Genomic DNA, 21,306 nt, shown 5'->3' with positions numbered 1-21,306 from the left:
CTCAGACGGCCGCGAGCAGTCGCCTGGCCTCGATCTGCTCGATGGCATCGACGACGGCATCGAAGGTCAGCATGGTCGACGCATGGCGCGCCTTGTAGTCCTTCACCGGACGCAGGAAGCGCATATCCTCGAAGCGGCCCGAAGGCCCCTCGCCGTCTGCCTTCAACATGGCCAGCATGTCTTCGCGCGCCTGGCGGATCTCCTCCGCACCGGCGCCGACGACATGGCGCGCCATGATCGAAGAGGACGCCTGGCCGAGCGCACAGGCTTTCACGTCATGGGCAAAATCGGTGACGACGTCACCATCCATCTTCAGCCAGATATGCACCTTGGAGCCGCACAGCTTGGAATGCGCCGTCGCGTCCGCATCGGCATCGGTAAGCGTCCCGATCCGGGGAATATTGCCGGCAAATTCGAGAATTCGGCTGTTGTAGATGTCATCCATCATTTGACGCGATCCGACTGATTTTTCGCGGTTTTGAGTGATCGACGCATGATTTTCTCCGGTAGACGGGAAAAAAGCACGACGCGACACGCTCCGCCTCTTTCATCTCTGTGGCACCATACTATATGCTATGTCGTGTTGGGGCGACAGTTCCGCAAGAGGAACAATGTCGCCTGTTGTTTGGGAAACCGTGCCGGAAGGTCCAGTGCACTGCTAAGCCAGGACCGGAAAGCCCCGGAGCCCGCCAACGGAACCCAAGCCTGCAGGGTTAGGCGAATGGCCAGTGGCGAGTTGTCCGAAAGATAAAACGTCAAGCAATCCCGTATTGCTCAAAGAGGCCATTATGGATGCCATAGTGAAGAATTTTCCTGTGCTCGACGATGCGAGCGGCCGTCCGACACAGAAGGAAGCGGAGGACGCTGTACGCGTTCTTTTGCGCTGGGCCGGCGAAGACCCGCAGCGCGAAGGACTTTTGGATACGCCTGCGCGCGTCGCCAAGTCCTACCGCGAGCTTTTCAGTGGTTATGAACTTGCTGCCGAAGACGTGCTCGGCCGCACCTTCGAGGAAGTCGCCGGCTACGACGACATGGTGCTCGTCAAGGACATCCCGTTCTATTCGCATTGCGAACACCACATGGTGCCGATCATCGGCAAGGCACATGTCGCCTACCTGCCGAACGGGCGCGTGCTCGGCCTGTCGAAGATCGCCCGCGTGGTCGATATCTACGGCCGACGCCTGCAGACGCAGGAATCGATGACCGCGCAGATCGCCAAGGCGATCGACGAGTCGCTCGCCCCGCGCGGCGTTGCCGTGATGATCGAAGCCGAGCATATGTGCATGGCGATGCGCGGCGTGCAGAAGCAAGGCTCGACAACGCTGACGACCACATTTACGGGTACGTTCCAGACGGAGCCGGCCGAGCAGGTGCGGTTCATGACGATGATCAGGGGCTTCAAGTAAGGCTCCGACAGACGGAGCCTTTCCATGACGCTCACCTTCGACGCTCCCTCCTCCAACAAGGCCGAACTGGAAACCGGTCCGGCCTTCACCCCGCGTTTCGATGAAAAGGGGCTGATCACCGCTGTCGTCACCGACGCCAGGGATGGAGAGCTGCTGATGGTAGCCCACATGAATGCCGAGGCTCTCGCGCTGACGATCGAGACCGGGGTGGCGCACTACTACAGCCGCTCGCGCAAAAGCCTCTGGAAGAAGGGCGAAAGCTCCGGAAACCTGCAGACAGTCAAGGAAATCCGCACCGATTGCGACCAGGATGCGATCTGGCTGAAGGTTTCCGTCGCCGGCCACGACGCGACCTGCCACACCGGGCGCCGTTCCTGCTTCTATCGAACCGTCGTCATCGAAGACGGCAAGGCCGCGGTCAAAATCACCGACGACCACAGGCATTTCGACCCCGCCGAGATCTACGATAAAAATTAAGCATCGCGCATCTTTTTGGCGCGGCTACATGCTATATTTATCTTTTGGAAACCAACCGGGCGCCTAATCCTTAAGCAAGGATGCGGCGCAATCGGAACGATCCCGTTCCAGACTGTATTGCAAACTGTATCCAATGTTTATCGGTCGCGCCGCAATCGTCGGTGGGATCGGTGATATACCTTAAGAATGGTGCCAGTCTTTCAGCGATGAAGCGGGACAAGGCCGGCACCGGCGCCGGCTTGGCGGAGCCTCCCCAGGACGCGCGCACGAAATTGCGTCTCTCCAGGATCAATCCCGACCCCTGGGAAGTTTAGTCAGTGATGAATTGCCACAGCGACCTTCGCGCATTCTCATCGACGTGTCGCGCTGCGGAGTATTCGGCGGTGTTGGAGGTGCCGGATGTTGAATTGGACGTTTACGCGTAGCAACCAGATTACGGATCTGTCCGGACCGGACGGAACATCGATTTCGACAACGCCGCCTGAACCGGCGCCACCTCCGCAAAAACCGAAGATCGCAATCGCGCTTGGCGGCGGTGCCGCGCGCGGCTGGGCCCATATCGGCGTGCTGCGCGCCCTCGACGAAGAAGGCATCGAAGTCGGCATGATTGCCGGCACCTCGATCGGCGCGCTCGTCGGCGGTTGCTACCTTGCCGGCAAGCTCGACGAACTCGAAACCTTCGCCCGCTCCCTCACCGTGCGCCGGATCGCCGGGCTGCTCGATTTCGCCATCGGCGGCGGCGGTCTTTTCGGCGGCCTGCGGCTGACCAAGCGCATGCAGGAACATCTCGAGGGTCTCAGTATCGAGAGCCTCGACAGGCCATTCATTGCGGTTGCGACAGAGGTGCACAGCGGTCACGAGGTGTGGCTTGAAAAGGGATCGCTGATCACCGCCATCCGCGCGTCCTATGCCCTGCCCGGCATTTTCGAACCGATCAAGGCGAACGGACGCACGCTGATCGATGGCGCGCTCGTCAATCCGGTTCCGGTTTCGGTGTGCCGCGCCCACGAACAGCAACTCGTCGTCGCGGTGAACCTCAACTACGATCTCTATGGTCGCTCGGCCGTCGTCAAACACAGCGCCGGCGCCGAATCCCTGGATGCGCCCGCCAAGGAAGCGCCACACCAGTCTCGCCTCGGCATGACCAGCGTCATGGTCCAGGCCTTCAACATCATTCAGGACCGGATTTCCCGCGCCCGGCTTGCCGGCGACCCGCCGGATCTGGCGCTGCACCCGAAACTCAACGACATCGGTCTTTCGGAGTTCCATCGCGCGGGCGAAGCCATCGATCGCGGCTACCACGAGGCAAAGGCCAGGCTGGTTGAAATTCGCCGCATGCAGGAAGTGCTCGTTCGCTGACGGCTCGCTTGCGGCATGACAAAGCTTGAGGCAGGCGGCACCTTGCCGGTCGCCCATAGGCCATGATGAACACAAGGGTGCCTCGCGGCTCCCAGGGGATTAAGAGGGCGGCGGAGTGCCGCCCTTTTCCGTCAGCCAGCGATATAGGCCTTGATCTGTTCGGTCTCGTGCTCGATGGCGCGGATGTGATGCTTGATCACGTCGCCGATCGAGACGATGCCGGCGAGTTGGCCGTTTCTTTCGACCGGCAGGTGACGGGCCCTCAGCTTGCTCATCATTTCCATCAGGGTCTGCACGGACATATCCTCGGTGCAGCAGTAGACATTCTGCCACATGACCGCTGCTACCGGTCTTTCGAGACAGGTCGAGCCCTGCTTGGCAATCGCCGCGACAATGTCGCGCTCGGTGAGGATGCCTGCGATCTGATCGTCCGCGTCGAGGATGACGACCGCACCGATATGATTGTCACGCAAGAGGATGGCAGCCTGTTGGACTGTCATCTGAGGGCCGACCGTTACGACATTCCGGCCCTTTTCATCGAGTATGGCTTTTACTGACATGCGCACATCTCCCGTTGCGACAACACCGGGTCGGCAGGGAAAGGTCCAGCCATCTCACGTGCGGTACGGTCGGGCGATGGAACCTGTACCCTGGCCGCTTGCGAAAGCCGTCTCGCGTGCTCCTCAGACGCGGATGGCATTCGATACCCGGCCTACACGGGCCGCCCTGTCTTTCGATCACGGGCGACCGTAACAAATGGTGCGCCAGCGCCTTGGGGAAATCAAGCGCTCACAAGCGCCGTCCGCCGATCTTTCGCTCCGTCAGTCGCGCGGATCGAAAAGGCTGAACAGCAGAAAGCCGAAGAGAAAGCCGCCGATATGCGCTTCCCAGGCGACGCTGCCCGCCGCCCCCGGGGTAAACATGCCAAGGCCGATCAGGAAGTTGGTCAGAAACCAGATGCCGGCGAAGACCACGACCGAGCGGTTGGCCAGCGCCTCACCGACGTCGAGCCGGCGATTGAGATGGGCAAACTGCCGGCTGATGCGTCCGCTCGGCGAGAAGACGAAGCGTGCGGCAGCCCCCATGAAGCCCGACACTACGCCGGACGCACCGACGACGACGATCATCTCGCCCCAGTGAAAGACCGTATGCAGCGCGACGGCGGCCGCAGCCGACAGGCACCAGAACACGGCAAGGCGCCCCATGCCGATCCGCCGCACCACCGGCGCACCGAAGGCAACCATCCAGAAGATGTTAAAGATCAGATGTTCCCAGCTTCCGTGCAGGAAGGAGTAGGTGACGGGGCTCCACAGCCACGCAAGCCCCTGCTCCGCCAGAGGGTGATCGTAACGCGCCGGGAGAAAGGCGAAATTGAAGATGATCTCCTGATCGATCGCCGGCGGCAGCACGTAGGTTCGCAGAACATGGATTGCGATCAGAAACAGCAGGATGAAAGTCAGCCCCGCCGGCAGATTAAAGGCCGGCTCGCGCGCCGGGCTCGCGGCGCTCTCGCGCTCTGCTTCCGGTGGCGTCGCCGTCTGATCTCGTTCCATGGTTGCTGCTCTCTCCTCTCAATGCGGTCCACACATTCCTGCTCGATCGCGGCGATGGCATGGCATCGCCGGAATTAGGACTGGAATTGGGGCGACCAGCCATAAGCAAACAAAAAAAGACCGTCCAGCAAAAACTGAACGGTCGCCAAGCTCAGATCCGAGCTCCAGTTCAAGTGCCGAAGACAACGCTTCGTAAAGTGATGTCCTCCCCTGCCAGTTGCGGCGCCCCACTGCAACGGAAACCGTTTGTTAACCTTAATTTCCGGCTGGCACGGTTTTCGCTCCTTAATCCTCAGAACCGCAATGCACGGCCGAAGTTGTTCCGAACCGGGACACACCGGGCCGCAGGAATGGAATGAACGAAGCGATGCGCAGCAATACGACGACGGAGCTTTTCCGATACTGGAACACCATTCGCGGGAAGCGCGAGCTTCCGCGCCGTGACGAGCTTGAACCCTCGGATATCAGAATGCTGCTGCCGAACCTGTTCATTCTCGAGCGCGACCGCAATGCCGGCATCTCGTTTCGCCTGGCGGGAACCCAGGTGTGCGCCCTCTTCGGCCAGGAGCTGCGCGGGCGGCAATTCGGTATGCTGTGGCTCGGAAGCCAGGCGGCGAAAACGCACCGCATCACCGGCCAGGTCATGACGCATCGTGTGCCGCTGGTGCTTTCGGCCAAGGGCCGCACCGCCGACGCGCGCGAGGTCGACATCGAAACCCTGCTCTTGCCGCTGGCCTCCAGCGAAGGAGAAAGCGACCGGGTCCTTGGCGCCCTCTCACCGCTTTCTCGCCCGTATTGGTTGCATGCAACCGCGATCGAGTGTCTCGACGCGACGGGCATGAAGGTTCTCGACCCCGACCGCACCGCCGTCTTTCGCGAAGAGGAAGCCCAGCAACCGAGCGGTACCGTTGCGAAATCGCAGGTCGCGGGCGCATTTTCGAGCGAATTCCGCCAGTTCGGGCATCTCCGCATTCTCGAAGGCGGCCGCCGCGACTGATCCGGAGCGCTGTGCCGAGATGACGCCCTGGACCAACCGGAGGACGAACCTTCTATTAACTTGAAAAGGCTAATCTCCGCCAGCCAAGCTATGTCGCCACAGAGTCATCATGTTCTCGTTTCAGCACGCACAGAATACCGCTCCGAAACCGCACCACGAAGGTGCGTTCCAGCGCGTTTCCGTGAATCTGGCGGGGCGGCTGATGCTTGCCAATCATGACGAGTTCGAGTGCACGGCCATCGACATGTCGCCCGGCGACGTCCTGCTTTCCTCGCCGGCCCAGCCGCGCGCGGGCGAACGCATCATCGCCTATGTCGATCATGTCGGGCGTCTCGAAGGGACCGTATCGCGCATCGCCGACGGCGCTTTCGTCATCCAGCTCAATGCGACCGAGCGCAAGCGCGAGAAGCTCGCGGCCCAGCTCACCTGGATCGCCAACAAGCACGAGCTCGGCCTGCCGGAAGACCGCCGCCACGATCGCCTTGCGCCGCGCAAGACGGTGACCGAGTTGACGCTCGACACCGGAGAGAAGTTCCCCTGCCGCATCATCGACCTTTCGCTGTCCGGTGCCGCCGTCGACATCGAGAACCGCCCGCCGATCGGCACCGCCATTCTGCTCGGCAACATGAAGGGCCGGATCGTCCGTCACTTCCAGGAAGGCTGCGCCATCGAGTTCTCGGGTATCCAGTCCCGTGAGGCACTGACCGAATTCCTCTAACGGCGCGCCTGCGCCGTTCGGCGACCGATCGCCCCGCATCGGGCAAGGCTCACAGCCCGACCGTCCCGCCATCCATACACCCGGCCTGAAGCCGTCTTCGTGCTTCTCATGTGCGGCAACGCCCCCGCTCCTGCATCAAAGCGCTCCGCCTGTCCGCGCCCGAGCGAACGCGCCAGAAGCGCACTCACTTAGCCCTACGTCCGCGTAGCCCGCACGCACAGGATGAGCAGCGACAACCGGAGCGGTTTTCGCAGGCTGCGACACGCCGCACCCGCGCCTGGATCATTTCGAGACAGGTGCGGCGCAACACGCAAACGCGTTCGCCGTCTGCAAATATTTTTCCCGGCAGAATTCAAGCGAAAACGCATATTTCAAGTCAAAAGTCTCCGGAAGAGCCGTAGGCAGACACGGAAAATCCGCCCTTCCCGCCGCGCCCGCGCCGCGACTTTTGCAAAAACCGACGGCCCTCCCCTCATAAAGACACATAAATACAGAGGGTTGATTGCTTAACAAATCACCTCTCCACCTGCGAAGGAAGCTGAAATAGATAAAATTTGATTCAAATTCAATTCAAATACAAATAAAATTCTATTCTTGTTTTATTCTTATACGACTTTCATTTGTACTTGTTTTTAGCTCGCAAGTTCGCGAGCGATAAAAACGTCCGTGCCATTGTCGAACCATAACGGGGAGACAATCATGCTCAAGACAATCACCAAGCTGATCGCGATTGCGGTCCTTTTCACCGGCGGCCTTTTCGGCACAGCCCAGGCTCTTACGGCCAACATGGTCGTGACCGGCTCGACCAACCCGCCGATCGGCCACTACGAGTTCTGCAAGATCTATGCGTCGGAGTGCACCTCCAATGGCAAGGATCGCGGCCCGATGGTGCTGACCCGCGAAGGCTGGCAGAAAATTCTCGAGATCAACTACGACGTCAACCAGGCGATCACCCCGATGACCGACATGGAAATCCATGGCGTCGAAGAGAAGTGGTCCTATCCGGAAACCGTCGGCGATTGTGAAGACTACGTCCTTCTGAAGCGCCGCAAGTTGATCGAAAGCGGCTTCTCCGCATCCGACCTCTTGATCACCGTCGTGCTGCAGCCGAATGGCGACGGCCATGCCGTCCTTACCGTTCGCACCGACCGCGGCGACTTCATCCTCGACAACATGCGCAACAAGGTGCTGCTGTGGTCGGATACCGAATACACCTACCTCAAGCGCCAATCGACCGAGCATTCCGGCCGCTGGGTCAAGCTTCAGGACGGCCGCACCGTCGCCGTCGGCAGCGTTCGCACACAGTAAGATCTGAAACACAGGCAGACCGCCACCCGGCGGACGCCTTCCCAACGGGCCTCGGTCAGTTACTTTCCCCGTCCAGACCGAGCCTCGGCCGGTTCCGTGTCCCTCGGAACCGGCCGTTTTTTTATGCAGCCTCACCTCCCCGGGTACCTGCAGGCATTGGGCATTCATCGAAAGTTAACCGTCTTCGACCAGCGTCGGGCAAGCGGCCTCCGCCACAGTTCGGCCTGCCACGAGCCAAGGGGTCGACACTCGACTTGGGCGCGGCCAACGCGACGGGACGGCCACGATGAGCAATTCTCCAAACGGGATAGACGAACCGGAACTCCGGCCACTTCTCTCCACCCGTTTCGTCTATCGGGTGACGGCGATCGTCGTTGTGCTCGCGGCCCTAACGGCGGCAATCGCCTTCGCCGGAAGATGGTTCGGCGAAAACCTTGCTCTCGCCGGCCACACTGCGAGCCGCGAGCCCTACGATATCTTCATCGGACAGGATCACCTGCGGCTTCCGGCGAACATGATCCGCTTCGAGGCGCAACGTGCCACTTCGATCGTCGGGCGTGTCGACGTCTACCTGACATGGCCGGGCCTCGAAGGTTACAGCGACGAAAACCGCGACCTCTTCAACGACGTCGATGCACCTGAAAATCTGATCTTCCTGCAGATTTCGCAAAGCACCATGTCCCGCGACATGTCGGGCCGGCTGGAGCCGATCTACACGCAAGTCTTCGACGGCGCTCCGTCCCCTGGGCCGAACGGACTACAGTTGCACGCGACCAAAGCTGCCTCCAGCTATGCGGGCGAAGTCTTCTATACTTCGGAGCGGACAGACCAGGCGCCCTACGTGGTGCGCTGCCTGAAATCCGACGCGCAAACCATATCGACGAGCGCCGACTGCCAGCGCGACATTCATGCCGGCAAGGACCTCGTGGTGCTCTACCGCTTCGCCAATAAACTGTTGCCACGGTGGAAGGAGATCGACGACGCGATAACGGCTTTCATCAAAAGCCGAATCGTGCCCTGATTTCGTCCAACTGATGTGGTCGAGGCAGTCGCCGCGCCATTGCGCTACACCGGAATTGTCTTTGTACGAATGCGTCCGATTCCGGAAACCAATCATTCATCATAAACCGATTGGTAACGCTATGCCGATACTGTCTCGAGAACGGTCGTTCCCGGAGGCGGCGTCCGGACAACCCCATGACATGAGAATAAAGAGCAGCGTAGTGTCCCAAACCGGTTTTTTTGATCTCGCGAAGCGCCCATTCGGCGCTCTTTCAAAGATGGTAAAGCGGGTCGTCCTGGCAGGCACCATTGCCTCGGTCGCCTTTGTGTTGCCCGGCTTTGCGGCGTCGACCTACGCCAACCCCAAATATTCGGGCATCGTCGTCGATGCCAAGACCGGCAAGATCCTCTATGGCGAGGACGCCGACGAACTGCGCTATCCGGCATCTCTCACCAAGATGATGACACTCTACCTCACCTTCGAGGCGCTCGAAGCAGGCCGGATCAGCAAGTCCACGCAGATTCCCTTCTCGAAGAACGCGTCCGCGGAACCGCCGTCGAAGCTCGGCGTGCGCGCCGGCCAGTCGATCACCGTCGAACAGGCGATCCTTTCGCTCGTCACCCGGTCGGCCAACGACGCCTCCACGGCGCTTGGCGAGTATCTCGGCGGCTCGGAGCAGCGCTTCGCCCGGATGATGACGAACAAGGCGCGCGCGCTCGGCATGACGCGCACGACCTACCGCAACGCCAACGGCCTGCCCAATCCGGAACAGCGCACGACCGCACGTGACCAGGCCCGCCTCGGTCTCGCGCTCCGCCAGCATTTCCCGCAGTATTACGACTATTTCTCCACCCGCAGCTTCCGCTTCGGCAAGCAGACCATCGGCAACCACAACCGCCTGCTCGGCAATGTGCGCGGCGTCGACGGCATCAAGACCGGCTACACCCGCGCCTCCGGCTTCAATCTCGTGACCTCGGCCCAGATTGATGGTCGCAGCATCGTCGCCGTCGTCATGGGCGGCACCTCGGGCGCGAGCCGCGATGCGCAGATGCGCCGCCTGGTCGCGAAGTACATGCCGGACGCGTCGCGTCGCGGCAATGGCAACCTGATTGCCGAGACGAAGCCGACTCCGGTTCCGGCAGAAGAGACCCAGGTTGCAGCCGCAGCGCCCGTTGCCGAGACGCCGGTCGTCGCGGCCGTCGCCACGGGCCACGACCTGCCCAACACCGGTCCCGTTCCGGACTTCCGCTACAATGGTGAAAGCGCCAGCAGCGTGCAGATGGCCTATGCCGGCAACAAGCGCGCATCGGACAACCCTGTCCTTTCCCCGAAGATCGTTCCCAACACGCTCGACGCACAGAGCCTGAAGCTTCGCCAGCCTGCAACCGCAGCCATGGTCGACACGCAGATCACCCATTCCGTGCCGAAGAAGGCAGACGCTGCCGCCAAGGCAGAGCCCGCCGAAGTCGCAAAGGCCGAGCCGATGCCGGCGCAACCGCAGGGCTGGGTGATCCAGATCGGTGCCACGCCGGACAAGGACCAGGCCATGACGCTGCTCGGCAACGCCAAGGACAAGGGCGGCAAGGCACTTCGCAACGCGCAGCCGTTCACCGTTGCCTTCGGCCAGGTATACCGCGCCCGCTTCGGCGGCTTCGACGACCAGAATTCCGCAGTCAACGCCTGCAAGGCCTTGAAGAAGAAAGGCATCTCCTGCTGGGCCAGCCAGCAGTAACGACGAAATTTGGCGGCCGGATGTGTTTGTTTTTCGGCCGCCTTCCTCGGATTTGTACAGCGTAACGAGGTTAAACATGGCAATGAACGAGAACGTTCCGGGTGTCACCCCGCTGCCGGGGCGACGGGCTAAACCGTCGCGCATCAATCTGCACCCCCTGCACGAGGCGGCCATGCGCATCGCCGATCTCGGCCTCAATCGATCGAAGGCCAAGACACGCGATCTCGTCGGCATGCTCTTGACGCACGGGGCGCGTGCCTGGCGCTCGACCCAGCCACGCGCCGGCATCCACCTTCACGTGACGGCGCCGAACCGACGCCATCCGCTGAAGATGCGGATCACCTGAACATCCATAGTTCGAAAGGCGGCTACGGCCGCCTTTTTGCTTTATGGCTGGATGATGGTGCGGCCTGGGTGAAGCCGCTTCGCGCACGGCAGAGTGCGAAAGCGGGCACTACTTTCAAGGAACACGCTGGTTGCCGCACGATCGCAAACGGCTCAGCAAAATACCCGCGGCACAGGAATTCTAGAGAAGTCCGAGTTCCGCCAGTTCGCGCCGCAATTCGAGCGGCATCTCGGAACCGCCGCCCGAGAGCGACGCCAGGTCGCGCGGGGCGTCCTTGTCGGTCAGGTAACGCCAACCCTGGAACGCACGGCGCGGCTGCAGTTCCGTCTCGACCACTTCCGGACCCAGCAGCAGATTGCAGCGACCGATGCCTTCGCCGTCGGTAAAGGTCTCGATGCCGATGAGCGGCTGGCGCGCCTGCACGCTGCCCTTGATCACCCAGTAGAGCGAACCGCCTTCCAGCAACTCCTCCACGCGCTTGGGCACCATGCGCGTCGTGTGGAACGAATGCGGTTCCAGGCCGGCGGCCATGGCGGCCATCGCCTTGCGCGAAACCCATTCGCGCAGGTCCTCGATCGATTCCGCTCCAACGCAGAGCTTTATGAGATGTAGAGACATGGCTTTTTTGAACACCCGTCCGGCCGTTGCGGTCAAGCGGCCAGACGTCGTTCATCCACAATCACTGCAACACGCCCGGTCGATACACCGACATACGGGCTTCACGAGGCCTGCAAGCTTGCAGGCCTCAACACTCGACGACGTTGACCGCTAGACCGCCGGTCGAGGTTTCCTTGTACTTCTCGTTCATGTCGACGCCCGTCTGCCGCATCGTCTCGATGCAGGCGTCGAGCGGCACGAAATGCTTGCCGTCACCCTTGAGCGCCAGGGAGGCGGCGGTTACCGCCTTGACCGCGCCAAGCGCATTGCGTTCGATGCAGGGCACCTGCACGAGGCCCGCCACGGGATCGCAGGTCATGCCGAGGTGATGCTCGAGCGCGATCTCGGCGGCATTTTCGATCTGCTCCGGCGTCCCGCCCATAACGGCGGCAAGGCCGGCCGCCGCCATCGCGGACGCCGAGCCCACCTCGCCCTGACAGCCGACCTCGGCGCCGGAAATCGAGGCATTGTGCTTGATGATGCCGCCGATCGCGGCAGCCGTCAGCAGATAGTCGCGAATGCCTTCCTGGTCGGCATCGTCATGGAAATGCATGTAATAGCGGATCGTCGCCGGCACCACGCCAGCGGCGCCGTTGGTCGGCGAGGTGACGACGCGGCCGCCGGCAGCGTTCTCCTCGTTGACCGCCATCGCGTAAACGCTCAGCCAGTCGTTGGCGAGCAGCGGATTGGCTTTGTTGGAACGCCACTCTTCCTGCAGCTTGTCGTGGATCGAGCGGGCGCGGCGGCGAACCTTCAGGCCGCCGGGCATGATGCCGTCCTGGCTCAAGCCTCGGTCGATGCAGTTGCTCATCGCGCCCCAGATGCGGTCGAGCCCGGCGTTCAGTTCGTCCGGCGACATCGTCGCCTCTTCGTTCGCCCGCTTCATCTGCGCGATCGTCAGGCCGGAGCGCGCAGACATATCCAGCATTTGCTGTGCCGAGGAGAATGGGAACGGCACCTTGACGCCCGTCGCCTTGTTCTTCGAGGCGCGCATGGCCTCCAGTTCCGTGTCGGTCACGACGAAGCCGCCGCCGATCGAATAGTAGATCCGCTTCAACAGCAGCCGGCCGTCACGGTCGAAGGCGGAAAACGACATGCCATTGGCATGGCCGGGCAGCGGCACCTTCTTGTCGAAGATCAGATCGGTCTTCGGTTGGAATTCGTAGGACGGATGGCCCGGCGGCGTAATGCGGCCCGTGCGTTCGACTTCGTCGATCAGGGTATCCATGCGATCCGGATCGACGAGATCCGGGCGTTCGCCGACCAGGCCGAGGATCACCGCCCTGCCCGTTCCATGGCCGATGCCGGTATGGGCGAGCGAACCGTGCAGGCTCACCTTGATCGCGGCGACGGTGGCGTGGGACGGACGCGGCCAATCATCGGAAAGGATGAGATCGAGAAAGCGATTGGCGGCCGACATCGGCCCCATCGTATGCGAGCTCGAAGGCCCGATACCAATCTTGAACACGTCGAAGACGGAAAGAAACATAAGCTGCCTGCCCCGGAGACTGACCCGCGACGCACGGGCATGATCGCCCGCCGCCGCATTCACGATTGCCTCGATACCACGCTTCATGGTCCATGCGAACCGGCGCCGTATCCTCATATTCACTGAACGATTTTATCCTCAGATCGGTGCCGATTTAAGGACATTCACCAGCAGATATAGGAACGAAGCCTAAGCGATCCCATGGCCGGCGCTCAGGCGGTCAACCGACATTCGATCGCACCCATGCGACATCGTCGCCCGCGCATGTTCCAGCGCCGTAGCCCGGAATCAAAAACGGCGCGGCTCTTGGGAAGCCGCGCCGTCAATCAGTGGACTTGTCTAGAAACTAGATATCAAAGGCCGCCGAAAAGATAAGCAAGAACAAGAACGCCAGCGAAACCAGCTACGGCGCGAGCAGTCACGCCCCAGCAAGACTTCTGAATTGTATTGTCCATGATGTCTCCGAAAAACTCTCAACGGCCGCGGGCAGCACAGTGGGCGCCCGCGTCTGGGGCCATGCATATTGAAGAAAGCGTAAATGCGCAATGGGGGAATGTGGCGGAAAAGTGTCCCGCTTCGGCGCTCCTCAACACGATCCTGGTGAAAACCCCTCAATTCCCCGGCAGAGGCGAAGAGAAATTCCGCCGCATTTTCATCACAGTAGTTGACGCGTCGCCGATTCAGACGCCGCGCCGGCCACCTTGCAATTTCCAAAAGCCATGCCAAAAACACGTGTATGACCTTCGAAGATTACATAGCACTTGTCGTGTTTATCCTGCTTTGGGCGGGTTTCAGCTGGGCGACCGATGGCACCCGCGGCTTCAAACGCGTGAGTCTCACCCGCCTCATGAACGAGCACCGCGGCCGCTGGATCCGCAATTCGCTGAACCGCGACCTGAAGATGATCGATACGCAGATCATCGCGGGCCTGCAGGCCGGAACCGCCTTCTTCGCCTCGACCACCATTTTCGCGCTCGGCGGCTGCTTCGCGCTGCTCGGCGCGACCGAACAGGCGCAGATGATCTTTGCCGACATGCCCTATGTCTTCCATGGCGGCCGCACGGCCTTCGAGCTGAAGGTCGGCGGCCTCACCTGCCTGTTCGGCTACTCCTTCTTCAAGTTCGGCTGGTCCTACCGGCTGTTCAACTATTGCTCGATCCTGATGGGCGGCATCCCGATGACCGCCGACATGCAGCGGGATCGGCACGCGGCGGAAAAGGCAGCCGAGCGGGCGATCCGGATGAACGTGCTCGCCGCCAAGCATTTCAACGCCGGTCTCCGGGCGATCTTCCTGTCGATCGGCTATCTCGGCTGGTTCATCAGTCCCTATGTGTTCGTGGCGCTCACCGTCTTCGTCATTTTCGTCTTGACCCGCAGACAGTTCTTCTCGGAAGCGCGGTCCGCGCTCCTCCAGGACGCGACACCCTGACGATCCGCGCGCCCGGCGCGCCGAACGGCAGCGACTTGCAGCCACAACGTTCCATCAGCAATCAAGGACGCGTGCCTGGCGCAAGCCAGGCCTGCCACTCTTCCCCACGCCAACAGGATGGCGAATGCCCATGTCCGATATCCATGTGACCGCACCGGCAGCAGAGACCCCCGCGAAACCGACAGGCAGGCGGCTCGCCTTCATCGATGTCGCGCGCGGTGTGGCACTGCTTGCCATGGCGACCTATCACTTCGTCTGGGACCTTGAGTTCTTCGGCTATGTCGCGGCAGGCACCGCCGGCACCGGCGGCTGGAAGATCTTTGCGCGGCTGATTGCCAGCAGCTTCCTGTTTCTTGCCGGCTACAGCCTCGTGCTCGGGCAATGGCCGACGATCCGCATCGACGCGTTCCTGCGCCGTTTCGCCAAGATTGCCGGTGCCGCAGCGCTGATCACGATTGCCACCTATTTCGCCTTCCCGGACACGTTCATCTTCTTCGGCATCCTGCATGCGATCGCCGCGGCAAGTCTGGTCGGCCTGATCTTCCTCAGGCTTCCTGCCGTCGTTTCCTTCGTTGCAGCCGCCGCCGCCATCGCAGCCCCGTTCTATCTGCGATCGCCGATCTTCGATGCCCCCTGGCTCTGGTGGGTCGGCCTGTCGGAAACGCTACCGCGCTCCAACGACTACGTGCCGCTGTTGCCGTGGCTCGGGCCGTTCCTGCTCGGCCTAGGTACCGCCAAGCTCTTCCACGCGCGGCTGGTGTCCGCGCTCGCAAGCCGGCCTTCCACAGATGGCAAGGGGCGGCTGTGGATGACGGCCCTCGTCTTCGGCAGCCGTCACAGTCTGGCCATATACCTCATTCACCAGCCCGTGCTCATCGGACTGGTCTATCTCTTCTCGCTGATCTCTCCGCCGACACTGCCGGATCCCAAGGAAGCCTATCGCAGCAATTGCGTTGCGGCCTGCAACCAGGGCAATCCGGCTGTGCCGTGCGACAGCTTCTGCGGCTGCACGCTCGACCGTCTGGTGGAACAGAACCTGTTCGACAGTCTGAACAGGGGAGAGATCAACGTCAGCACCGATGAACGCATTGCGCGAATCGCACAGCAATGCACAATGAACGTGCAATCAGGGGACTAGGACATGAATGCCTATCGTGCCAAGCCGCTGAACTTCCCATGGCCGGCCCTGCTCTACGGGGTCGCCACTCTTGCGGCGCTCATCCTGGCGCGACATTTTCCCATTCCCGTCGCCCATGGCCACGGTTGGTTTCCCTGGATCAGCGGCGGCATCCTGATGGTCGTCGCCGTCTGGCTCGATCTCTGGGCGGTCAAGACGCTGCTCGACCGCCACACCGCCGTCCTTCCCTCTCGGTCGGCAACCTGCCTCGTCACCTACGGGCCGTTCCGCTTCACACGCAACCCGATCTATCTCGGCTACACCTTGATGATGATCGGCTTTGGTCTGGCGACGCTCAATCCCTGGTTCTTCATCACGGCGATCACAGCGGTCATGCTGACGACGCTCCTTGCCATCCGCAACGAGGAGCGACATCTGCTGTCGCGCTTCGGTTTCGAGTTCGAGCGCTACTGCCGGCACACCAGCCGCTGGATCTGAGCCCAGGCGCGGCTGCGCGCAGCAAAAAGGGCAGCGCGAACGCTACCCTTGAAAATATCCAGAGATAAACCAGCGAACCTTCAGGTGCCGACGCCGATTTCGGCCAGACGCGTCAGGCATGCCTCCTCGACATTGTCGAGTTCCGTCAACGTATCGTCGATGTCCTTGCGCTTCTGGCGCAGCTCTTCGCGCTTTTCCTCGACGCGCGACATCAACAGCTGAAGCTGGCCGAGCTCGCCAGGCGGGTCCTTGTAGACCTGAATGATTTCACGGATCTCGGCGATGGTGAAGCCGATGCGCCGTCCGCGCAGGATCTCCTGGATGAGCCGCCGGTCAGCCGGCCGGAACAGGCGCGTGCGGCCACGGCGCTCCGGATGGATGAGGCCCTCGTCCTCATAGAAGCGCAGCGTTCGGGTGGAAATGCCGAATTCCCGCGTCAATTCGGTGATGCTATAGTATTTATTCACGCTGCCATTCCATGTGTTCCTGCACATGCACTATCGTTGACCTTGACGTAAAAGTCAAACAACACGCAGCGTTACGTGACGTGGAACCACCAGGTGGCGATGCCGAGAAAGCTGAAGAAGCCGGTGATATCGGTAATGGCCGTCACGAAGACGGCGGAAGAGACCGCCGGGTCGGCGCCGAAGCGATCGAGGCAGAGTGGCACGAGGATGCCGCCAAGGGCGGCAGCCATCATGTTGATCAGCATCGCAGTCGCAATGATGCCGCCGATGTTCGGGTCCTGAAACCAGAGACCGGCAAGAAGGCCGATCAGCGTGCCGAAGATCATGCCGTTGAGCAGCCCGACGCCGGCTTCACGCCGGATGATGCGCGGGGCGTTGTGAATGTCGAGACCCCGGGTTGCGAGCGCGCGCACCGTGACAGTCATCGTCTGCGAACCGGCATTGCCGCCCATGCCCGCAACGATCGGCATCAGGATGGCGAGCGCCACGATGTGCTGGATCGTCGCATCGAAGAGGCCGATGACCGAAGCGGAGATGCAGGCGGTCATCGAATTGATGAACAGCCACGGCACGCGTGAGCGCGATGCCTCCCCGACGGAGTCCGAAAGTTCTTCGTCGCCGACGCCGCTCAGGCGCAGCAAGTCTTCTTCGGCTTCTTCCTGAATGACGTCGACGACGTCGTCGATGGTGAGCACGCCGACGAGCCGGCCATTGTCGTCGACCACGGCCGCGGAAAGAAGGTCGTATTGCTCGAACAGCTGGGCCGCCTCTTCCTGGTCCATCTCGGCCGGAATGGCATGGCTAGTGTCGTGCATGATCGCGTCGACCTTGACCGACCGCTTGGTTCTGAGGATGCGGTCGAGGTCCATCGCGCCGAGCAGCTTGAAGGTCGGGTCGATCACGAAGATCTGCGTGAAACTCTCCGGCAAGTCCTCGTCTTCGCGCATGTAGTCGATCGTCTGCCCAACGGTCCAGAACGGCGGCACCGCCACGAACTCGGTCTGCATGCGCCGACCGGCCGTGCTTTCGGGATAATCCAGCGAGCGGCGGAGGCGAACCCGTTCGGTAAACGGCAGCTTCGCCAGGATCTCGTCCTGGTCTTCCTGCTCCAGGTCTTCCAGAATGTAGACCGCATCGTCCGAATCCATCTCGCCGATGGCCTCGGCGATCTGTTCGTTCGGCATGTGCTCGACGATATCGAGACGGATTGCCTCGTCGACCTCCGTCAGCGCCGAAAGGTCGAACTCCTTGCCGAGCAGCGAAACCAGTGCCAGCCGCTGATCGGGCTGGATGGCCTCGAGCAGGTCGCCCATTTCCGACGAGTGCAGGCCGGCGACATGCTGGCGCAGGTAGATCGTATCGCGATCGGCGATTGCCGCGCCGACATGCATGAGAAAATCGGAGCGGATAGAACCGTCGTCGGCATAAATGTCCGAGCCGTCAAAGGCCTTAACGTCTTCCGAGCCGCGGTCTTCGTCGCCAGTATTGCTCATGCGCGCCCTCGAAACGATTTGCTGCTTCCCGGCCGCCCACCTCGCAAGCCGGAAAGAATGCGTCCACTGACGGTTGCCTGGACCTCACCCGCCGCCACGGACGGGAATTTGAGCCTTACAGCCTGCTAGCGCAAAGCCCTGCCGAGGTCCACAGCACAGATACCACCCGGCGAGCCGCAACAACAGATTTATTCAAGCTGTTGCAAATACATGAAAAACCGGCTGCATCTCGACACAGTCGACATCGCTCGCGCGATCGGCTAGCACTTCAGTCGAGATATCGGCAGCGCAATACGCATTTGGCGTCGCCAAGGAAGATCTGATGGCCATTCGCCCCATTGTCCGCTTTCCCAATCCGCTGCTGACGCGGAAGGCGGAGACGATCACCCGGTTCGACCCGGCACTCGAGGCGCTGGCCGCAGACCTTCTCGACACGATGCGGGCCGCCCCCGGCGTCGGCATCACGGCGCCGCATATCGGCATCCTGGAGCGCGTGACGGTGATCGAACTCGATCGCGACAGCGGCGCCAGAACCTTCGTCAATCCGGAAATCATCTGGCACAGCGACGAGAAGGCGACCCACACCGAAGGCAGCGTATCGATGCCGGGCATCCTGGAGGAAGTCGAGCGCCCGAACGCCGTTCGCGTCCGCTACCAGACGCTTCGCGGCGAGACGATCGAGGAGGAAGCCGACGGCTTCATGGCCATCTGCCTGCAGCACGAAATAGACCAGCTCGACGGCATCTTCTGGACACAACGGCTCTCGCGCCTGAAGCGCGATCGCGCCATCAAGAAGTTCGAAAAGCTGACCAGGGAGCAGGCGCGCGCTTAGCGCACCGGTTCCCTGCCCGCAACGTCAAATCATAGTCACCAAGGACCGAACCATGAAATCGACCTATCTCGCCGTCATCGGCCTCCTCGCGCTTGCCGGCTGCAACAGCGCCCAGCAAAATCTCGAGCCCCTGCCCCAGAGCCTGACCTATGGCGAAAACGCTGCCAACAGAAAGACACAAGCGTCACCCGGGGCCATGGTCCAGAACCGCTTCATGTATGAGGGCCAGATGGTCTACGAGACCTATGAAGTCCAGCCCGACCGCACCTACAAGCTCGTCCGCCGCCGCATGGACCAGAGCGGACCTGCCGGCAACAACTGACACGAATGAGCGGCGCCGGGCGCAGCGACCTCTGTCGCCCGTCGCCGCCATCAATTTCGAGCCGCGTAAACCGCCGTTTCGAATTCGAGATAGCTCCCGAACGAAGCTGGATCGGCAAAGGGCAGTATCTGTGTTGCCCACAGGCCACCGAGACCGTTTTTCCGGTCTATCCAATAATAGAGGTTTGCAAGCCCCGCCCAGGCCAATGCGCCGGCTGGCCTCCCCGTCGGCGCTGCTTCATCGTTGATCATGAAGCTTATCCCCCAGGACTTCGACATGCCGGGGAAAAATTCTGCGTCGTGCGACAGGCTTTTGATCACCCCCGGGAGCCTCTTGATCTTCTTTTCTCCAAGGCCGTTCCTTTCCGCCATTTCGACGGTTTCGGCCTTCAGCACGCGACCGCCGGGAGACATCCCGGCGTTGAGCCACATGCGGATAAATTTGGCGTAGTCGACAGCCGTCGAATAGAGACCGTGCCCGCCCATCTGGACCTCCGGGTCTTGCGGGAGCCTGAAATCAGGCCGCGGCGACAATCGGCCGGCATCGTCCCTTTGATGTAGTGTGACCACACGGGAGGTCATGGACGGTGTCATGACAAAGCCGGTGTCCTCCATGCCAAGCGGTTGGAGGATGCGTTCCGCCATCACGACGCCAAGCCGCTTGCCGGTGATGCCCTCAACGACCTGCCCGGCCCAGTCCAGGCTACTCCCATATTCCCAGTCGTCGCCGGGGTCGAAGAGCAAAGGCGTCCGGATCGATGCGTGGGATGCGGTGATCACGCTTGGCTGCCCATGCTGACGCGCCAACCGGGCATAGGTCTCGTTGAAAAAGTCATAGCCAAAACCCGCCGTATGCAGCAGCAGCATGCGCGTGGTGATGTCCCGCTTGGGTGCGCGGAGTTTCGGATTCCCCGCGGGATCAAAACCCTCGATCACCTGCAGCCTGCCGATTTCGGGCGCGTACTGCTTGGCGGGAGCGTCGAGATCGAGGCTGCCCTCCTCGACCAATTGCAGGCAGGCCGTCGCCGTGATCGCCTTCGTCATCGAGAAGATCGCAAAGACGCTGTCGGCCGTCATATCCGTCGCGCCAGCCAAAGAGCACGTTCCGGCCGTGCCCTCGTAAAAATTGCCCTGTCGATCCGTCGCGATCGCGACAACGCCTGGCACGCCATCGGCGGAACGAACCGCGGCATTGAGGATTGCATCGGCACTAGTCTTGAGATCGCCGGACAAAGGAACCTCCCACATCGCCAAGGCCTCGACACGCGTGGCGGGCGTGCCACCTTTCATGTCGAACCGCCCTGAAAATCCTAGCACCAAAGGGCGACCCAAGCCATTTTCTGCCTGCCATGGACAGAGAGAGCTGTCGGCTGCTCAGCGCGAGACGAGCAAGATTCGGATTACCGCACGGCATCACGATTCCGGCGACCAATGCGCGCTAGAACCGGGAAAGCTAAATATGGATTTGAAACAAAAAACCCGGCCGAAGCCGGGTATTTGGTGCGGTCGAGAAGACTCGAACTTCCACGGGTTGCCCCACAGCGACCTCAACGCTGCGCGTCTACCAATTCCGCCACGACCGCATCGTGGTAGGGCCGACTTGCGCCGGCGCGGCTGCATGTAGCAAAAGCCCCTAGAGTGCACAAGGGATGGCTGTGGACAAAATGAACGATGGTGACGGACCGGAGAGGCATTCTCAATGCGGCGGGAAAAGGTGGTGTTCAGCGGCTGTATTTCAGACCAGCGATGGGATCTTCCAGACGCCTTTCGAGGCTTGCTCTCGCCACAACGGGATCGTCGGCAATTCCCTCGGTGTGCGCGCGCAAGATGAGCGACAGCCGACACACCCCTATTCGAATGCTTGATGTGGGCAGGAAGGCAAAGGGATGCACCGGTTGCGCCCAGGCAGAAATCCCAATTTGGCTAACACCAAGATTAAAAACAAAAAACCCGGCCGAAGCCGGGTTTTTTTGGTGCGGTCGAGAAGACTCGAACTTCCACGGGTTGCCCCACAGCGACCTCAACGCTGCGCGTCTACCAATTCCGCCACGACCGCATCGTGGTAGGGCCGACTTGCGTCGACGGGGCTGCATGTAGCAAAAGC

Annotated in this window: 22 protein-coding genes and 2 tRNA genes; 14 read left to right on the top strand and 10 right to left on the bottom strand. The window is 61.4% G+C overall.

From position 1 onward, the window contains the following. Position 1: 1 nt before the first annotated feature. Positions 2–448, bottom strand: a complete 447-nt coding sequence (locus ACIQUG_RS01920; RefSeq protein ID WP_402316802.1) for an iron-sulfur cluster assembly scaffold protein — start codon at positions 446–448, stop codon at positions 2–4. Positions 449–788: 340 nt separating this feature from the next. Between ACIQUG_RS01920 and folE the strand changes: the two genes are divergently transcribed. The 3 genes from folE to ACIQUG_RS01905 all read left to right on the top strand — a co-directional run bounded on the left by folE (position 789) and on the right by ACIQUG_RS01905 (position 3,242). After that, on the top strand, positions 789–1,406 hold the full coding sequence (gene folE / locus ACIQUG_RS01915; RefSeq protein ID WP_043616502.1) for a GTP cyclohydrolase I FolE: 618 nt from the start codon (positions 789–791) through the stop codon (positions 1,404–1,406). Positions 1,407–1,430: 24 nt separating this feature from the next. Beyond that, positions 1,431–1,883 (top strand): phosphoribosyl-AMP cyclohydrolase, encoded by a 453-nt coding sequence (gene hisI, locus ACIQUG_RS01910; RefSeq protein ID WP_402316797.1) that lies wholly within the window; start codon positions 1,431–1,433, stop codon positions 1,881–1,883. 399 nt (positions 1,884–2,282) lie between these two features. Continuing rightward, positions 2,283–3,242, top strand: a complete 960-nt coding sequence (locus ACIQUG_RS01905; RefSeq protein WP_402316794.1) for a patatin-like phospholipase family protein — start codon at positions 2,283–2,285, stop codon at positions 3,240–3,242. A gap of 131 nt (positions 3,243–3,373) precedes the next feature. On the opposite strand, the gene ACIQUG_RS01900 is transcribed toward ACIQUG_RS01905, so the two are convergent. After that, positions 3,374–3,802: a CBS domain-containing protein gene (locus tag ACIQUG_RS01900; protein WP_034795965.1), complete on the bottom strand. Its 429-nt coding sequence runs from the start codon at positions 3,800–3,802 to the stop codon at positions 3,374–3,376. A 261-nt stretch (positions 3,803–4,063) separates the two neighbouring features. After that, the gene (locus tag ACIQUG_RS01895) at positions 4,064–4,795 is read right to left on the bottom strand and encodes a rhomboid family intramembrane serine protease (protein ID WP_043616493.1); all 732 of its coding nucleotides are present in this window, start codon (positions 4,793–4,795) and stop codon (positions 4,064–4,066) included. A 355-nt stretch (positions 4,796–5,150) separates the two neighbouring features. On the opposite strand from ACIQUG_RS01895, the gene ACIQUG_RS01890 reads away from it, so the two are divergent. The 6 genes from ACIQUG_RS01890 to ACIQUG_RS01865 all read left to right on the top strand — a co-directional run bounded on the left by ACIQUG_RS01890 (position 5,151) and on the right by ACIQUG_RS01865 (position 10,899). Then, a complete protein-coding gene (locus ACIQUG_RS01890; RefSeq protein WP_402316791.1) occupies positions 5,151–5,792 on the top strand; it encodes a PAS domain-containing protein in 642 nt (213 codons plus the stop codon). Between the two features lie 109 nt (positions 5,793–5,901). Further along, a complete protein-coding gene (locus tag ACIQUG_RS01885; protein WP_192445963.1) occupies positions 5,902–6,510 on the top strand; it encodes a PilZ domain-containing protein in 609 nt (202 codons plus the stop codon). 699 nt (positions 6,511–7,209) lie between these two features. Next, positions 7,210–7,818: a transglutaminase-like cysteine peptidase gene (locus tag ACIQUG_RS01880; protein ID WP_043624822.1), complete on the top strand. Its 609-nt coding sequence runs from the start codon at positions 7,210–7,212 to the stop codon at positions 7,816–7,818. A gap of 286 nt (positions 7,819–8,104) precedes the next feature. Continuing rightward, positions 8,105–8,839, top strand: a complete 735-nt coding sequence (locus ACIQUG_RS01875; protein ID WP_402316786.1) for a hypothetical protein — start codon at positions 8,105–8,107, stop codon at positions 8,837–8,839. Positions 8,840–9,020: 181 nt separating this feature from the next. Continuing rightward, positions 9,021–10,553 carry a D-alanyl-D-alanine carboxypeptidase gene (locus ACIQUG_RS01870; RefSeq protein ID WP_043624828.1) on the top strand — a complete coding sequence of 511 codons (1,533 nt, stop codon included), beginning with the start codon at positions 9,021–9,023 and terminating at the stop codon, positions 10,551–10,553. A 76-nt stretch (positions 10,554–10,629) separates the two neighbouring features. Further along, the gene (locus ACIQUG_RS01865) at positions 10,630–10,899 is read left to right on the top strand and encodes a hypothetical protein (RefSeq protein ID WP_034795983.1); all 270 of its coding nucleotides are present in this window, start codon (positions 10,630–10,632) and stop codon (positions 10,897–10,899) included. 180 nt (positions 10,900–11,079) lie between these two features. On the opposite strand, the gene ACIQUG_RS01860 is transcribed toward ACIQUG_RS01865, so the two are convergent. Together ACIQUG_RS01860 and ACIQUG_RS01855 are read right to left on the bottom strand one after the other, a co-directional pair. Next, positions 11,080–11,517 carry a DUF1489 family protein gene (locus tag ACIQUG_RS01860; protein ID WP_402316781.1) on the bottom strand — a complete coding sequence of 146 codons (438 nt, stop codon included), beginning with the start codon at positions 11,515–11,517 and terminating at the stop codon, positions 11,080–11,082. A 127-nt stretch (positions 11,518–11,644) separates the two neighbouring features. Next, positions 11,645–13,045 carry an L-serine ammonia-lyase gene (locus ACIQUG_RS01855; RefSeq protein WP_402316778.1) on the bottom strand — a complete coding sequence of 467 codons (1,401 nt, stop codon included), beginning with the start codon at positions 13,043–13,045 and terminating at the stop codon, positions 11,645–11,647. Positions 13,046–13,781: 736 nt separating this feature from the next. Here ACIQUG_RS01855 and ACIQUG_RS01850 point away from each other — a divergent pair. The 3 genes from ACIQUG_RS01850 (at position 13,782) to ACIQUG_RS01840 (ending at position 16,089) form a co-directional block, all read left to right on the top strand. Beyond that, a complete protein-coding gene (locus ACIQUG_RS01850) occupies positions 13,782–14,474 on the top strand; it encodes a DUF599 domain-containing protein (RefSeq protein ID WP_043624836.1) in 693 nt (230 codons plus the stop codon). A 130-nt stretch (positions 14,475–14,604) separates the two neighbouring features. Further along, complete coding sequence (locus ACIQUG_RS01845; protein ID WP_402316774.1) at positions 14,605–15,612, top strand: heparan-alpha-glucosaminide N-acetyltransferase; 1,008 nt, start codon at positions 14,605–14,607, stop codon at positions 15,610–15,612. A 3-nt stretch (positions 15,613–15,615) separates the two neighbouring features. Beyond that, positions 15,616–16,089, top strand: a complete 474-nt coding sequence (locus tag ACIQUG_RS01840) for an isoprenylcysteine carboxylmethyltransferase family protein (protein ID WP_043624844.1) — start codon at positions 15,616–15,618, stop codon at positions 16,087–16,089. An 80-nt stretch (positions 16,090–16,169) separates the two neighbouring features. Here the strand turns inward: ACIQUG_RS01840 and ACIQUG_RS01835 are convergent, their stop codons facing one another. Together ACIQUG_RS01835 and mgtE are read right to left on the bottom strand one after the other, a co-directional pair. Beyond that, the gene (locus ACIQUG_RS01835) at positions 16,170–16,583 is read right to left on the bottom strand and encodes a MerR family DNA-binding transcriptional regulator (protein ID WP_043624847.1); all 414 of its coding nucleotides are present in this window, start codon (positions 16,581–16,583) and stop codon (positions 16,170–16,172) included. A 44-nt stretch (positions 16,584–16,627) separates the two neighbouring features. Continuing rightward, on the bottom strand, positions 16,628–18,049 hold the full coding sequence (mgtE, locus tag ACIQUG_RS01830; protein ID WP_402316771.1) for a magnesium transporter: 1,422 nt from the start codon (positions 18,047–18,049) through the stop codon (positions 16,628–16,630). A 322-nt stretch (positions 18,050–18,371) separates the two neighbouring features. Between mgtE and ACIQUG_RS01825 the strand changes: the two genes are divergently transcribed. Both ACIQUG_RS01825 and ACIQUG_RS01820 read left to right on the top strand, forming a co-directional pair. Continuing rightward, the gene (locus tag ACIQUG_RS01825; protein ID WP_402316768.1) at positions 18,372–18,881 is read left to right on the top strand and encodes a peptide deformylase; all 510 of its coding nucleotides are present in this window, start codon (positions 18,372–18,374) and stop codon (positions 18,879–18,881) included. 52 nt (positions 18,882–18,933) lie between these two features. Beyond that, positions 18,934–19,203 (top strand): hypothetical protein, encoded by a 270-nt coding sequence (locus tag ACIQUG_RS01820; RefSeq protein ID WP_402316765.1) that lies wholly within the window; start codon positions 18,934–18,936, stop codon positions 19,201–19,203. Between the two features lie 50 nt (positions 19,204–19,253). Here the strand turns inward: ACIQUG_RS01820 and ACIQUG_RS01815 are convergent, their stop codons facing one another. The 3 genes from ACIQUG_RS01815 to ACIQUG_RS01805 all read right to left on the bottom strand — a co-directional run bounded on the left by ACIQUG_RS01815 (position 19,254) and on the right by ACIQUG_RS01805 (position 21,258). After that, positions 19,254–20,435: a serine hydrolase domain-containing protein gene (locus ACIQUG_RS01815; protein ID WP_402320501.1), complete on the bottom strand. Its 1,182-nt coding sequence runs from the start codon at positions 20,433–20,435 to the stop codon at positions 19,254–19,256. Between the two features lie 265 nt (positions 20,436–20,700). After that, positions 20,701–20,785: transfer RNA gene (locus tag ACIQUG_RS01810), tRNA-Leu, on the bottom strand. A gap of 388 nt (positions 20,786–21,173) precedes the next feature. Then, positions 21,174–21,258: transfer RNA gene (locus tag ACIQUG_RS01805), tRNA-Leu, on the bottom strand. Positions 21,259–21,306 lie beyond the last annotated feature (48 nt).

Source organism: Ensifer sp. NPDC090286 (assembly GCF_044769565.1).
Lineage (GTDB): Bacteria > Pseudomonadota > Alphaproteobacteria > Rhizobiales > Rhizobiaceae > Ensifer.
This window is presented reverse-complemented; position numbering and strand designations above follow the sequence as displayed.